This is a genomic window from Streptomyces sp. NBC_00876, from assembly GCF_045207435.1.
Lineage (GTDB): Bacteria > Actinomycetota > Actinomycetes > Streptomycetales > Streptomycetaceae > Streptomyces.
Map to the genome: position 1 here is coordinate 529174 of NZ_CP108800.1, position 14135 is coordinate 543308.

The 14135-nt window shown below is 72.4% G+C and carries 12 protein-coding genes; 8 read left to right on the forward strand and 4 right to left on the reverse strand.

Annotation, left to right across the window (positions count from 1 at the left end):
- Nucleotides 1-2: 2 nt before the first annotated feature.
- From OG782_RS02360 to OG782_RS02370, 3 genes are all read right to left on the reverse strand, one after another.
- The gene (locus OG782_RS02360; protein WP_406458802.1) at nucleotides 3-1049 is read right to left on the reverse strand and encodes a FecCD family ABC transporter permease; all 1047 of its coding nucleotides are present in this window, start codon (nucleotides 1047-1049) and stop codon (nucleotides 3-5) included.
- 11 nt (nucleotides 1050-1060) lie between these two features.
- Nucleotides 1061-2119, reverse strand: a complete 1059-nt coding sequence (locus OG782_RS02365; RefSeq protein ID WP_406447708.1) for a FecCD family ABC transporter permease — start codon at nucleotides 2117-2119, stop codon at nucleotides 1061-1063.
- Between the two features lie 63 nt (nucleotides 2120-2182).
- Nucleotides 2183-3538: a lysine N(6)-hydroxylase/L-ornithine N(5)-oxygenase family protein gene (locus tag OG782_RS02370; protein ID WP_406447709.1), complete on the reverse strand. Its 1356-nt coding sequence runs from the start codon at nucleotides 3536-3538 to the stop codon at nucleotides 2183-2185.
- Nucleotides 3539-3783: 245 nt separating this feature from the next.
- On the opposite strand from OG782_RS02370, the gene OG782_RS02375 reads away from it, so the two are divergent.
- Together OG782_RS02375 and OG782_RS02380 are read left to right on the forward strand one after the other, a co-directional pair.
- Nucleotides 3784-4731, forward strand: a complete 948-nt coding sequence (locus OG782_RS02375; RefSeq protein WP_406447710.1) for a methionyl-tRNA formyltransferase — start codon at nucleotides 3784-3786, stop codon at nucleotides 4729-4731.
- Nucleotides 4732-4826: 95 nt separating this feature from the next.
- Entirely contained in the window at nucleotides 4827-5702 is an 876-nt protein-coding gene (locus OG782_RS02380) for a RimK family alpha-L-glutamate ligase (protein ID WP_406447711.1), read from the forward strand.
- 57 nt (nucleotides 5703-5759) lie between these two features.
- Here the strand turns inward: OG782_RS02380 and OG782_RS02385 are convergent, their stop codons facing one another.
- Nucleotides 5760-7007, reverse strand: a complete 1248-nt coding sequence (locus tag OG782_RS02385; RefSeq protein WP_406447712.1) for a cytochrome P450 — start codon at nucleotides 7005-7007, stop codon at nucleotides 5760-5762.
- A 402-nt stretch (nucleotides 7008-7409) separates the two neighbouring features.
- On the opposite strand from OG782_RS02385, the gene OG782_RS02390 reads away from it, so the two are divergent.
- The 6 genes from OG782_RS02390 (at nucleotide 7410) to OG782_RS02415 (ending at nucleotide 14105) form a co-directional block, all read left to right on the forward strand.
- Complete coding sequence (locus OG782_RS02390) at nucleotides 7410-7598, forward strand: hypothetical protein (protein ID WP_406447713.1); 189 nt, start codon at nucleotides 7410-7412, stop codon at nucleotides 7596-7598.
- 110 nt (nucleotides 7599-7708) lie between these two features.
- On the forward strand, nucleotides 7709-8905 hold the full coding sequence (locus OG782_RS02395; RefSeq protein ID WP_406447714.1) for a radical SAM protein: 1197 nt from the start codon (nucleotides 7709-7711) through the stop codon (nucleotides 8903-8905).
- On the forward strand, nucleotides 8902-10269 hold the full coding sequence (locus tag OG782_RS02400) for an MFS transporter (protein ID WP_406447715.1): 1368 nt from the start codon (nucleotides 8902-8904) through the stop codon (nucleotides 10267-10269). The genes OG782_RS02395 and OG782_RS02400 overlap by 4 nt, the downstream gene beginning before the upstream one ends.
- Nucleotides 10270-10319: 50 nt before the next feature.
- Nucleotides 10320-12455: a prolyl oligopeptidase family protein gene (locus OG782_RS02405; protein WP_406447716.1), complete on the forward strand. Its 2136-nt coding sequence runs from the start codon at nucleotides 10320-10322 to the stop codon at nucleotides 12453-12455.
- Nucleotides 12452-13564: a glycosyltransferase gene (locus tag OG782_RS02410; protein ID WP_406447717.1), complete on the forward strand. Its 1113-nt coding sequence runs from the start codon at nucleotides 12452-12454 to the stop codon at nucleotides 13562-13564. Before OG782_RS02405 ends, OG782_RS02410 begins: the two co-directional genes overlap by 4 nt.
- A 67-nt stretch (nucleotides 13565-13631) precedes the next feature.
- On the forward strand, nucleotides 13632-14105 hold the full coding sequence (locus tag OG782_RS02415) for a GNAT family N-acetyltransferase (protein WP_406447718.1): 474 nt from the start codon (nucleotides 13632-13634) through the stop codon (nucleotides 14103-14105).
- The last annotated feature ends 30 nt before the right edge of the window (nucleotides 14106-14135 follow it).

Sequence of the window (14135 nt, forward strand, 5' to 3'; positions counted from 1 at the left end):
ATCTATCTGAGATTCGCCCGCACCAGCAGATACACAAGGAACGGACCGCCGATCGCGGCGGTGACCACGCCGACCGGAAGGGTGAGCGGCAGCGCCGTGCGCGCGACCAGGTCGGCCCCGGTCAGCAGCAGTGCGCCCACCAGCCCCGAGGCCACCATCGGCGGTGTCGGGCACCGCGCCAGACGCATCGCCACCTGCGGCGCCACCAGCGCGACGAACGGAACCGGGCCCGCCGCGCTCACCGCCACGGCGGCCAGCAGGACCGCGCACAGCAGGAGAACGGCCCGCACCCTCGTGTAGCGGACCCCCAGACCTGCGGCGACCTCGTCACCGAGGTGCATCGGCTTGAACTGGAACGCGACACAGGCCACGACGATCATGAGGACGAGCGTGCACCGGAGCGCCACCTCGACCTCGTCCCACGACCGGTTGTCCAGCGAGCCGATCAGCCACACCTGGGCCCGGGCCACGTCCCTGATGTCGGCCGTGGCCAGCAGCCAGGTGGTGATCGCCTCCATCACGGCGCTCACCGAGATGCCGATGAGGATGAGCCGGAATCCGTCGATCCCGCGCCGCCAGGCCAGGAAGTACACCAGGAGCCCCGTGCCGAGTCCGCCCGCGAGCGCCGCCGCCGACAGGCCCACGGCACCGACGACCGCCGCGGCGGTCCCGCCCGAGACGGTGACCAGGAACACGGCCACCGCGCCGGCTCCCCCGGTGATTCCCAGAATGTCCGGGCTGGCCAGCGGGTTGCGCGCGACGGACTGCGTGATCGCCCCGGACACGCCGAGCGCGACACCCACGACGAGACCGGCCAGGGCGCGCGGCATCCGCAGGTCCATGATCACGAACTCGTCGACCCGTTCACCCCGGCCGAGGATCGTGGCGATGACCCGGGACAGACCGATGGGGAAGTCCCCTACGCCGATGGACAGGCAGAACAGCAGAAAGGACGCCGCGGCCAGCACCAGCGTGACGAGCACCACCCAGGGCCGCCATACGAACGACATCCGGCCGAACCGCACGCCGGGTGCCAGTGACTGCTTCATGTCCGTCACGTTCAAGCGCTCCTGAACTTTCCTCGCCACACCAGAATCGCGAAGAACGGGGCGCCGAGGAGGGCGACGACGACACCCGCGTCCAACTCGCCCGGCCGCACGACCAGTCGGCCCACGATGTCGCAGACCAGAAGAACCAGGGCGCCGAGCAGACCCGCGTACGGCACCAGCCAGCGGTAGTCCGGCCCGGTCAGATACCGGGCCACGTGAGCGACCATGAGCCCGAGGAACGCGATGGGGCCGCACGCCGCCGTCGCCGCGCCCGCCAGCAGGGTGATGGCGACGATGCCGACCGTCCGGCTCAGCGCGATGTTCACACCGAGGCCCCGGGCCACGTCGTCGCCCAGGCTGAGCAGGTTGAGGGAGGGCAGCATGACCAGCGCCGGCAGCAGCCCGGCCGCGATGAACGCGGTCACGGGCCAGATGACGTCGAAGCCGATACCGGCCACGGAGCCGGCGTTCCAGAACCGCAGCGCGTTCAGCGACTTCTGGTCCGACAGCGAGACCGCCGTGGTCATCGCCGCGAGGAACACCGTGACGCCCTGGCCGGCGAGCGCGAGCGTCAGCGGATTGCCCGCACCCCTGCCGATGCTCGCCAGTCCGAATACGACGACTCCGGCGCCCCCCGCCCCCAGGAAGGCGAACCACACGTACTGGAACGGGTCGGTGAACCCGAACAGGGCGATCACCGACACCACGGCGAACGAGGCGCCGGAGTTCACCCCCAGCAGGCCGGTGTCGGCGATCGGATTGCGCGTGTAGCCCTGGATCAGCGCCCCGGCGACCCCCAGGGCGACGCCCGCCACGACGGCGAGCACCGTCCGGGGCACCCGCACGGTCTGCACGATGAGCCGGATCTCGGTGAGCCGCTGGTCGGATTCGGGCGCCGCGAACAGCCCGTGCCACACCTCGGCGGGACTCAGCGCGCGTGCACCGACCGCCAACGACAGCGCCCCGGCGATCAGGAGGATCACCGCAAGCGCCGCCAGACCCACAACCCGCCTTCGGTGGGCATGCGTGGTGACCCCGGGTGCGGGTCGCTCAACTGCGGTCATGCTCATGTCTACGTAAGCTTTCCCTCTGATCCGCTCGGACGGCAGGGCCGTCCGGACGGGTGGTGGCCGCTAACGGGGCGCACTGCCGGTACCGCCGGCGACCGGACGGGCCTCACCGGAGGCGGACCCGACCTCCCGGCCGAGCAGCGAGTCCAGGATCTCGCCGACCCGTATCGCGGTGTTGGACAGCAGGGCCGACGTGATGCCGTGCGTGTGCTCCGTGCCGCCCTGGAGGTAGATGCCGCAGCGCAGTTCGGGGTCCGTCGCCATGCGGTAGTCGCGCTCGACGCGGACGCGGCCCCGGTCGTCGCGGAGGCAGCGGTCGGCGAGGCCGCCCAGGAGGCCGAGGGGGTCGGCGGGGCTGTAGCCGGTGGCGCAGACCACGACATCGGCGTCCAGGAAGGTCTCCTCGCCCGTGACGAGTGAGGTCACGGTGGCACGGGCCCTGTCCGGGGTCTCCTTGACGCCGGCGAGCCGGGACACGTTGAGGAAGCGCAGCCGCTCGGCGCCGAGCACCTTCTCCTGGTACATCTGCCGGTACAGGTCATCGATCAGGTCGATGTCCACCACGGAGTAGTTGGTGTTGCCGTGGTAGTCCATCAGTCTGCGCTTGACGCTCTCCGGTGCGGCGAAGTACTCGTCGACGGCCCCGGGATCGAAGATCTTGTTGGCGAAGCTGCTGTCGTCGGCGGGGCTGTAGCCGTAGCGGGAGAAGACCGCGCAGATCTCGGCATCGGGGAAGCGGCGGTGCAGGTAGGCGACGTTCTCGGCGGCGCTCTGACCGGCGCCCACGACCACGAAGCGTGAGGGCGAGGAGCCCTCCAACTCGTCGACACGCATGAGAAGTTCGGAGTTGTGCCAGACGCGGTCGCCGCGCTCCACGCCCTCCGGCATGAGGGGGCGCAGCCCGGTCCCGATGACCAGGTTGCGGGCCCGGTGAACCGTGAGCCCCTCCCCCGAGCGGACCGTCACGTCCATGTACTCCACGATTCCGTCGCGGACGACGGGTGTGACGCCGGCGACCTCGTGGTCGTACGAGACCATGTCGTCGACCTGGGCCGCGGCCCACTCGAAGTAGTCGTGGAACTCCACCCGCAGCGGGAAGAGGTTCTTGTGGTTGATGAAGTCGATCAGCCGCCCCTTGGTCTGCAGGTAGCAGAGGAAGCTGAACTCACTGGACGGGTTCCGGAGCGTCACCAGGTCCTTGAGGAAGGACACCTGCATGGTCGCGTCGTCGATGAGCATGCCGCGGTGCCAGCCGAATCGCGGCTGCTGCTCGAAGAAGTGAGCACTGACCGCCTCCTGCGTGCCCTTGCGTGCGTTGTGCTCGCTGATCGCGATCGCCATGGCCACATTGGACGGCCCGAAGCCGATGCCAATGAGGTCGTGGACCGGTGGTGCGTCGCCAGGACGAGCCTGTGACATGTCACTCCCATCGTGCGGGGAAGCCGCCTGTCAGGTGTGGGGAAAGTGTGAAAGACGGGCACGCCGACGGAGTGACCCGATTGAACTTAGGTGAGCCTAAGCTAATTCTGCGAACCTGTCGACAGACCCGAACGGGCACATTCAGGACATGCGCCCCTCAACTGGGGTGCCACGCCCACCCATTGCAACATAAGGTAAGCCTTGCTTTACTTGCCTCGCTTCATTTCTGCACTGAGGAGGAACCCATGCGGGTCGTCATGTTCGGTTACCAGACCTGGGGCCATCGCACCCTGCAAGCCCTGCTGGACTCCGAGCACGACGTGGTGCTGGTCGTGACGCACCCCAGGAGCGACCACGCGTACGAGAAGATCTGGAGCGACTCCGTCGCGGACCTCGCCGAGGAGCACGGTGTCCCGGTGCTGATCCGCAACCGCCCCGACGACGACGAGCTGTTCGAGCGTCTCAAGGAGGCCGACCCGGACGTCATCGTCGCCAACAACTGGCGGACCTGGATCCCTCCGCGCATCTTCGCCCTCCCGCGCCGCGGCACGCTGAACGTCCATGACTCGCTGCTGCCGAAGTACGCCGGCTTCTCCCCGCTGATCTGGGCCCTCATCAACGGTGAGCGCGAAGTGGGCGTCACCGCGCACATGATGAACGACGAGCTCGACGCGGGCGACATCGTCCGGCAGGAGGCGGTCGCGGTCGGGCCGGCGGACACCGCCACCGACCTCTTCCACAAGACCGTCGACCTCATCGCCCCGGTCACCACCGGCGCACTGGGCCTGATCGCCGCCGGGCAGACCGAGTTCACCAAGCAGGACCGCTCCCTGGCCACCTTCTTCCACAAGCGGTCCGCCGAGGACATCCGTATCGACTGGAACTGGCCCGCCGAGGACCTCGAGCGCCTGGTCCGCGCCCAGTCCGAGCCGTACCCGAGCGCCTACGCCTTCCACCGGGGCAAGCGCCTGGAGGTCCTGGCCGCGGTGGTCTCCGAGGGCCGGTACGGGGGCACGCCCGGCCGCGTCTTCTACCGCGAGGGCGAGGGCGTGGTGATCGTCGCCGGAGCCGACGCCCGCACCGGCCGCAACCACGGACTGGCCCTCACCCGCGTACGCACCGAGGACGGCCTGGAGGTGCCCGCGGCGGAGTACTTCACCTCCATGGGCGGCTATCTGACGAGCCGCCCCTGACCCACCGCCCGGTTCGGGTGTCCGGGATGATGCGGTCCTTCGCGCCTGGCCGATTCCCCCACTCCGGCGGCGATGTGGTGCCAGGCTGATCACTCATGAGCGAACAGATCACCGTCGGGGTCGTGAACCGTTTTACGGTACCGCCGGAGCGGTACCGGATAGGCAGGAGCCTGGAAGGCTTCGGCGCCCGATGGGTGCCGCTGCCGCTGCAACAACTGCATCTGGTGCTGGACGCCTCGGGCCAGGTGGACATCGTGCTCCGCGCACCGGACGGACGGACGCGGCGTCTGGGCGACCTCGCACTGGACGGCGTCCTGTGGCGCGTCAGTGAGAACGTGTGGCCGACGGCGGGGCCGCTCGTCGACGCGCTCGTTGCCGGCCGCGCCCCGCTCATCAACTCCCGTGAATGTCTCGGAGTCTGTGCCAGTAAGTGGGCGACGCATGTGACGTCGACGGCGGCCGGGCTGCCCAGCGTCCCGTCGCAGGTGCTGCTGCCGGGTGCCGTCGTCCCGGACATGGGAACCGCCCTCACCGTGGTGAAGCCGGACGCCGGGGCGAGCGGGCGCGATGTGCGGACGATGAGGGCGGGTGACCCGACCGACGGGACGGAGACGAGGATCGCCCAGCCGCTTGTCCCGATCCGTGAGGGCCAGGACATCAGCGTGCTGGTGTGCGGCGGCCGGGCGGTCGCGGCGATGCACCGCACGCCCGGCAGCGGCGGGGTCCTGGTGAACAACGTGGAGGCGGGCGGCACCCCCCACTTCACCGAAATGACCGGGGAGGCGGCCGAGTTGGCCGAGGCGGTCGCACAGGCTGTCGGCGCCGTCGTCGTCCGGGTGGACCTGGTGCCCTGGAAGGGGCGACTGCACGTCCTGGACGCCAATGGCGCACCGGGTCTCGCGTTCATCAACAGCGTCTCACCGGTGGACTGCAACGACCTGACGGCCCGCGCGGTGCTCGACGCCCTCTGAAACGAAGGACGAGTTCGCCGGGCCGCCCCGCCGTCGGTCCCGGCACCCGGCGTGCGGCTACGCGGGGCCGCAGGGCAGTACGGGCAGGGCGGCCAGGCGGCGGTGCAGATAGCCGCCGCCCCAGGCCAGTTCGTGCAGCGGCACCGCCGGTGCCAGCCGGCGCCAGCGGCCGAGAATCCCGGTCAGCGCCACCGTGAGCTCCAGCCGGGCCAGCGCCGATCCGGGACAGTAGTGCGGGCCCAGGCCGAAGGTCAGATGGCGGCTCGCGGTGCTCCGGCCCGGGTCCAGCGTTCCGGGGTCGGCATGGCAGCGCGGATCGTGATTGGCCGCCGCCACGGACAGCAGGACACCGCTGCCCGCCGGGATGACCGTGTCCCCGAACCGGACGTCCTCCAGGGCCACCCGCTTCGTACTGAACGGGCCCGGGGTGTCCCAGCGCAGCAGCTCGTCCACCGCGCGCGGAATCCGCCGCGGCTCCTCGCGCAGGGAGCGCTGCACGTCCTCGTGGCCCAGCAGCGCGACCACGCTCATGCCGATCGCCTGCACCGTGCTGTCGAAGCCGGCCAGCAGCAGCATCGCCAGGAGTGAGGCCACCTCGTCCTCGGTCGCGCCGCCCTGCTCGCGCCAGGCCGCGAGTACGCGCGAGACGACATCGTCACCCGGAGCGGCAGCCCGGAGGGCCATCTTGCCGCGGACGAAGGCGTCGATACGGGCGACGCTCTCCTCGACGGCTCCGGGGGCGCAGCCCGCCTTGTCCGCGAGGCACGCCACCGGCTCGTACAGGGCGGCCCGCTCCTCCTCCGGCACCTCGAAGACCTCGCACAGCGACCGGAAGGCGAAGGGGCGGGCGAAGGCGTCCATCAGCTCGACCGGACCCTCACCACGGGCCGCGTCGGCCGCGTCGAGGAGTTCGGCGGCGGCTCGCTCGATCCGCTCGCGGTGGGCCGCCATGCGCGCCGGGGTCAGGGCGGGCGTCGCCAGGCGGCGGATCCGCGTGTGGTCGGGCGGGTCGTAGTTGACCAGCGTCACGTCGAGTGCGCGCCGCCGCACACCGGGGTCGGGAACGCGGCCGCCGCTCAACGAGAGGCGCGGGTCCAGGAATCCGGCCCGCACGTCCTCGGCACGGGTCACCAGCCACGCGGGCCGTCCGGCCGGCGTCCTGACCCGGGCCACGGGACAGGTCTCCCGGATCTCGGCCAGCGCCTCGGCCGGCCGGGCCAGGAAGCCGGCGCCCAGCGGCTCCGGCAGCCGCGGCGGTCCTGCCGGCGCGGGCGCGCCGGCCCTGACGGCGGGTTCGGTGTCCATGCGCAGACGTCCTCTCGCGGTCGCGGAGTGTGCGGCGGCCACGCTAGGAACGGCCGGTTGCCCGCCGGTTCGTGCCCGGTGCGATTCCGGTATGCCCGCGCACCGGCTGCCCCGCACGCCCACGCGCGGGACGGGCCGGCCGCCCGCATCGCCCCGGCATGCCCGCGCACCGGACGCGAACCGGCACACCCGCCCGGAGGACGGGCCGGACACCCGCATCGCCCGGCACGTTCCGGCAGGGCCGCGCACCCGTCCCATCGGCTCACCACGGCGCCGACCAGGGGGATTCACCGCAGGACAACCGGCGGCGAACCGGTGCCGAACCCTCAGCTCCTAGCTTCCTGCCGGTCGGCGCAGTGCCGCTGCCCGTCGTCCCGATCGCCCGTCGTATGGAGGACCATCATGGCCGAGAACGTCGAGCCCACCGAAACCCCCGCCGAGGACACCCCCGAGGTCGTCGCTCACTCCGCGTCGAACGTCGCCTGGTGCGGTGTGCACCAGGAGTCGGTCGACGAGCCCGAGGTGATCGCGCACTCCGAGGAGGGCGAGGACACCCCGTGGTGCGGCGTCCACCAGGAGCAGACCGCCTGATCCGGTCAGTCCGACCGGTCGTCCTCGGCCGCGGCGGCGCACGGCGCCGCTGCGGCCGGGGGGCGCACCACCCGTCCCTCTCCTGCCATCGCCCCGACCCGGAGGTAGCCGTGCCCGGTACGCAGTCTGTCGCCGTCCCCACCGCCGGGGCCCGTCTGATCCGCGCCGACAGGGGGTGGTGGTTCCTGGGCGCCGGCGGATACGCCCTGATGCGGCCCGGCCAGGTGGAGCCCGACGGCACCCTGCGCCCCTCTTCCGAACGCTATCTGCGTGAAGCGGGTCTGTACGACGTACGGCCCTACACCTCGTACTCACTCACCGTGCTGACCAGCACGGACTGCAACCTCGGCTGCGGCTACTGCTTCCAGAACACCGCACAGGACCCCAAGGGCGGCAGCCGGCCGCCGCGCATCCAGCACGCCCGCCTGACCCCCGAGGCCGTGGGACAGGTACTGGACTTCACCCGCGAGCGCATGGACGCGGCGGGTCTCGACCGGCTGTCGCTGCTGCTGTTCGGCGGCGAGCCGCTGCTCAACCCGCGGGGCTGCCGTGACCTGCTCACCCGGGCGGGTGAACTGGGCACCCTCACCGCGTCGATGACGTCCAACGGCACCCTGCTCACCCCGCTGATCGCCAAGGAGCTCAACGCGGCGGGTCTCGGTTCCGTCCAGGTGACGTTCGACGGCGACCGCGCCGACCACGACTCCATCCGGGTCAGGCGTTCCGGCGGCGGCACCTTCGACGTCATCGTCTCCAACATCGCGCGCGCCATCGAGAAGACCTCCCTGCGCTGGATGCTGCGCGTCAACGTCTCGCACCTGAACCGGGGCGGCGTGGACGAACTGGTGGAACGCCTGGGTACACACCTCGATCCGGCACGCTGCGGCATCCACTTCGCACGGGTCGGCGATGTCGGCGTCGGTTACGCGAACACCCTGATGCACGAGGACGGCCTCGTCTCCGACTTCGTCCGCTGGCACGCCCGCGCGCTGGAGCTCGGCTTCACGGTGGCGCGCCCGCGCGCCCATGTCCCCTGCCAGGCCTGCTCCTTCGCCGACGGCCGCTACGGCGCGGTGATCAACGCCGACGGTGTGCTCGCCAGTTGCTGGGAGACCGCCGGCAAGCCCGGCATGGAGGTCGGCACCGTCACCGACGGATATCTGTCCGCCGAGCAGACCGAGGGCCGCTGGGTGAGCTGCCACGACCACTACCAGTACGACGAGGAGGCGGCCGTCCGCGCCGTCTTCCAGGACCGGGTCGACGCCGGTGTGCTGGACAGTCTCAACGCCGTCGGACGGCTGGGATGAAGAGCGGCGGAATTCTGCGCACCAACCCCGACTTCCGCCGCTACTGGCTGAGTTCGACGCTCTCCACCCTCGGATCCCAGCTCTCGCTGCTCGCCTTCCCGCTGCTCGTGCTGTCCATCGGCGGCGGCGCCGCACAGGCCGGAACGGTCGCGACCTGCTCGCTGGTGACCCGTACGCTGCTGCGTCTGCCGGCGGGTCAGCTCGCCGACCGGCTCGACCGGCGGATGATCATGGTCGGGACCGATCTGGTGCGGCTCGTCGCGCTGGTCAGCATTCCGCTGGTGTCGGCACTGGGAGAGCTCGGCCAGGCGCATCTGCTCGGCGTGGCCGTGGTGGAGGGCGCGGCGACCGCCCTGTTCGCGCCCGCGGCCACGATCGCGGTGCGCGACGTGGTGCCGGAGAAGGACCTCACCGACGCTCTGAGCCGCAGTCAGACCGCCATGGCTTCGAGTTCGCTGATCGGCCCGTTCCTCGGCGGCTGGCTGTTCACCGTGGACCCGATCCTGCCGTTCGCCGTCGACGCGGCCTCCTACGGGGTGTCCGCCGTGCTGCTGCTGCGGATCGGCACCCGCCCGTCCGAGCCGGTCGCCGACGCCGAGCGCGACAACCGGCTCACGGCAGGGCTGCGGTGGCTCACGCACCAGCGGGCGCTGCTGGCCGCGCTGCTGTTCGCCGCGGGCATCAACGTCGTCTCGGCGGCGTCCCAGACGACCATGGTCGTCTCCCTGCGCCAGAGCGGCGCCGGCGGGACGGCGATCGGAGCGGTGATGGCCTGCGCGGGCATCGGGGCCCTGCTGGGCGCGGCCGCGGCACCATGGCTGATCAAGAGGATTCCGGCCGCCCGGCTCTTCCTGCTCATCGGCGCCGTCTGGGCGCTCGGCCTCGCCGTGTTCTCCGGGACCACGCACCCCTGGACGCTCGGCCCGGTGCTGGTCGTGGTCGTCTTCTTCAGCCCGCCGGCGGGGATCGTGGTCGGCCGTGCGGTTCTGGTGCTCGCACCCCGGGACCTGCTGGGCAGGGTCAGTACCGCGACCGGGCTGCTGATGGCCGGTCTCGCCTCCGTCGGACCGGTCCTGGCGGGCTTCTTCGTGGATTCCCTGGGGTCGAGCCGCACCTGGCTGGCGCTGGCCGGTACGGCGGCGGTGGTCACGGTCGTTTCGTCGGTGCCCCTGCTGCGCGAGACCAGCCTGGACGCCACCGGCGATGGCGACAGGGCGAAGACCCCCGGCAAGCCGGACACGGCCGCGCCCGGCGAACCGCCGGCGGCCGAGCCGCGTCCCGGGCGTGCCGCCGCGGACGACGCCGGGCCCGTGGGGCTCGTCCCGGCACCTCCGGTGCCGCGTCCGGGCTCCGGCAGCACCTGATCCCGTCCTTCTCCCGTGTCCGACGTGACCGTTGTCCCTGGAGCGCCGCGATGACCGTGTCCCCGCCCAGCGATGCCAGGCCGTCGCCGGCCCGGCCCGCCTACCCGGCCGCCGCCCGCAGCGGACCGGTGGAGATCGTGCACGGACAGCCGGTGGCGGATCCCTACCGCTGGCTGGAGGATCCGCGGGACCCCGCCACCGCCGAGTGGAGCGCCGCCCAGGACCGGCTCTACGCCGGCGAGGAGGCGCGCTGGCCCGGCCGGGAGGTGCTGCGCGGGCGGATGGCGGCGCTGCTCGGCGGCGGTGGCACCGGCCCGCCGGTGGTGCGCGGCGGGCGGGAGTTCCACCTGTGCAGGGAGCCGGGGCGGGAACTGGCGGTGCTCGCCGTCCGTGAGGGCGGCCGGACCCGGGTGCTGTTCGACCCGCTGGAGGCCGACCCGTCGGGCACGACGGTGCTCGACGCGTGGGAGCCGTCGTGGGAGGGCGGCCTGGTGGCCGTGCAGTTGTCCTCGGGCGGTACGGAGCACTCGGTGCTGCGGGTGCTCGACGCGGTGACCGGCGAGGTGGTGGACGGACCCGTGGACCGGGTCCGCCGCTCCCCCGTGGCGTGGCTGCCGGGCGGCCGGGCCTTCTACTACGTGCGCCGGCTGCCGCCGGAGCAGGCTCCCGGCGGGGCGGGCCGCCACCGCCGGGTGTATCTGCACGAGATCGGCACCCCGGCCGGCCGGGACACGGAGATCTTCGGCGCCGGACGGCCGGAGACCCAGTACTACACCGTGGCCACCTCGCCCGACGGCCGCTTCCTGGTCATCGGTGCCAGTGAGGGCACGGCGCCGCGCACCGACCTGTGGACCGCCGACCTGACCGTGAGCGGTCCGGACCGGCCCGCTCTGCGCCGCTTCCAGCACGGCACCGACGCCCGTACGGCGGTCCGCCTGCGGCCGGGCGACGGACCGCTGCTGCTCAGGACGACCGCCGGTGCCCCGCGCGGCCGGATCGCCGCAGCCCCTCGCGATGCCACGGACCCCGGTCTCTGGCGCACCCTGGTCGGCGAGCAACCAGGCACGGCGCTCCAGGACTTCGCGGTCCTGGACGGCCCGGCACTGGAGCGGCCGCTGCTGGTGGTCGTACGGACCCGGCACGCAGTCGGCGAGATGACGCTTCACGACGCCCTGACCGGAGCCCGGACCAGAACCGTACCCCTGCCCGGAAGGGGGACGGTGACTCGTCTGATCTCACGTCAGGAGCCGGGGCACGAGGCGTGGTTCGCGTACACCGACCACATCACTCCCACCACCGTCCTGCACTACGACGCCGTCAGCGGGCAGCTGCGTCCCTGGCCCGGCGGTCCGCCGGCGGTGGCGCCGGCCGAGGGTGTGAGTGTCACCCAGGAGGTCGTGCGCTCCCTCGACGGCACCGAGGTGCGCATGTTCGTGATGTCCCCCGAGGGCCGTCCCGACCGCCCCCGCCCCGCCGTTCTCACCGGCTACGGCGGCTTCGGCGCCTCCATGACCCCCGGCTTCACCCCGCAGGCCGTGCCCTGGGTGCGCGCGGGCGGTGTGTACGCGGTGGCCTGCGTACGCGGCGGCGGGGAGGAGGGCGAGGAGTGGCACCGGGCCGGGCGCCGCGAGCACAAGCACAACACCTTCGACGACTTCGACGCCGCCGCCGACCATCTCCTGCGGGCCGGTTGGGCCGCACCGGGCCGGCTGGGCGTCCTCGGCAGTTCCAACGGCGGCCTGCTGGCCGCCGCCGCGCTGACCCGCCGGCCCCGGACCTACGCGGCTGTCGTGTGCGCGGCGCCGCTGCTCGACATGGTGCGCTACGAGCTGTCGGGCATGGGGGCGAGCTGGCGCGACGAGTACGGCAGTGCGGCCGATCCCGCCGAGTTCGCGCGGCTGCTCGCGTACTCCCCGTACCACCGGGTACGCGAGGGCGAGCGCTACCCGGCCGTCCTGCTGGCCGTCTTCGACGGCGACACGCGCGTCGACCCCGCGCACGCTCGGAAGATGTGCGCCGCCCTGCAGTGGGCCGGCACGGGTGACGGGCCGGTCGTGCTGCGCACCGAGAGCGGCGTCGGCCACGGCGCCCGGGGCGCCTCGCGCAGCGCCGCCCTCTACGCGGACATCATGGCCTTCTTCGCCCACCACCTGGGCCTCCACCTGACGACGGGCGGCCCGCGATGAACGTGCTGCTGTGTCCGCTGAACGACCCCGGCTACCTGTATCCGGCCCTCGCGGCCGGCCGTGAACTGCGCCGCCGCGGCCACACGGTCCATGTCCTCGCCGGACCGCGGGCCGCGCCCGTGGTCACGGCGGCGGGCCTGGAGCTGTCGGCCGTCACGGACGGCACGGCGCTCTCGGTGGCCCACTGGACGGTCCGGGGCGCCGAACAGTACGCCGCGGTGGCGCACGCGGTCCGGCGGCTGCGGCCCGATGTCCTGGTCACCTCCGTGCTCTGTCACGGTGCGCTGGTGGCCGCCGAGGCCGCCGCCCTGCCGGTGGTGGTCCTGGGACTGGCGGCGCACCTGTGGCCCTACCGCGCCGGACCTGCGGACGACTGCGGACGTGCGTGGCGGCTGGCGGAGACGCTCAAGCACTACGGGACGATCCGGGAGGCGGCCGGTCTCGCCCCACGGCGCGACCGGTTCCCGGACACTCCGCTGCTCGGCACCGCCTTCCTGCTGCGCGGTCACCCGGCCATGGAGGTTCCGGGCGCCGAACTGCCGCCGGCCGTACGGCATGTCGGTCCCTGCTGGTGGGAGCCGAAGGCCCCGGCGGCGGAGCCGCTGCCGGGTTCCAGGCCCCTGGCGTACGTGCATCTCGGCCGTACCTTCGGCGGCAGCAGCCTCTGGCCGCGCCTCAACGCGGCTTTCACCTCGGGCAGCCACCGGGCCGTCGTGGAACTGGGGCGCTCGGGCGCTCCCGAGGCGGCCGCGGACGCCGACCTGACCGTGGGGCGCCGCCCCTGGATGGGACCTCTCGTGGAGCGGGCCGACCTCGTCCTGACCAATGCGACGTCCGCCCCCGTGCTCGCCGCGCTCCTGCACGGCAAGCCGCTGCTCGTCGCCCCCAACGGCTCGGAACAGCAGGTCCTCGCCGCCGGCTGTCTGCGCGCCGGTGTCGCCCGCAGCTTCCCGGCGGCGGGCGCCTGCGCCGCGGACCTGCGCGCCGCGGTCGCCGGCGCCGCCGGCGATCCCGGGCTGCGGGCGCGCGCTCGGGAGATCGGCGGCCTGCTGGCCGACGGCAAGAGCGAGGCGCGCGCCGCCGACGCCGTGGAATCGGCGGCACGCTGATCCCTGGCGGCTGCCTGACGAGCAGCCGCTGCGACGTGCACGGCGGTGCTCGTTCTACGCTCAGCGTATGACGATCACGGTGCGGTCAGCGGCTGAGGGGGATCTGCCGGCCTTGCTGGCTCTCTACGGCGAATTGAACCCCGACGACGCTCCGTTGCCCGAGGCATCGGCAGGTGCCGTCTGGGCAGCAATATCGGGGCAGCAGGGACGGACGGTCCTGGTGGCCGAAGTCGGCGGCGCTGTGGCAGGGACGGCAGACTGCCTCGTCATGCCGAACCTCACACGCGGTGGCCGGGCCATCCTGTTCGTGGAGAACGTCGTGGTGGCCGGCGCCTTCCAGCGGCGCGGTGCCGGCCGTCAGCTGATGGAGGCTGCCGTTCGGCTGGGCGAGTCGGCCGACTGCTACAAGGTCCAGCTGCTGGCGGCGGATGACGCGTACGTTCACACCTTCTACGAAGCGTGCGGTTTCAAGGCCCTGGCACAGGGCTTCCGCCGCTACATCTCCCAGGGCACAGGTCCGGACGGCGACGCACCCGGCTGACGCGACCGCGCGGGGCCGGAGGCTCCCCCG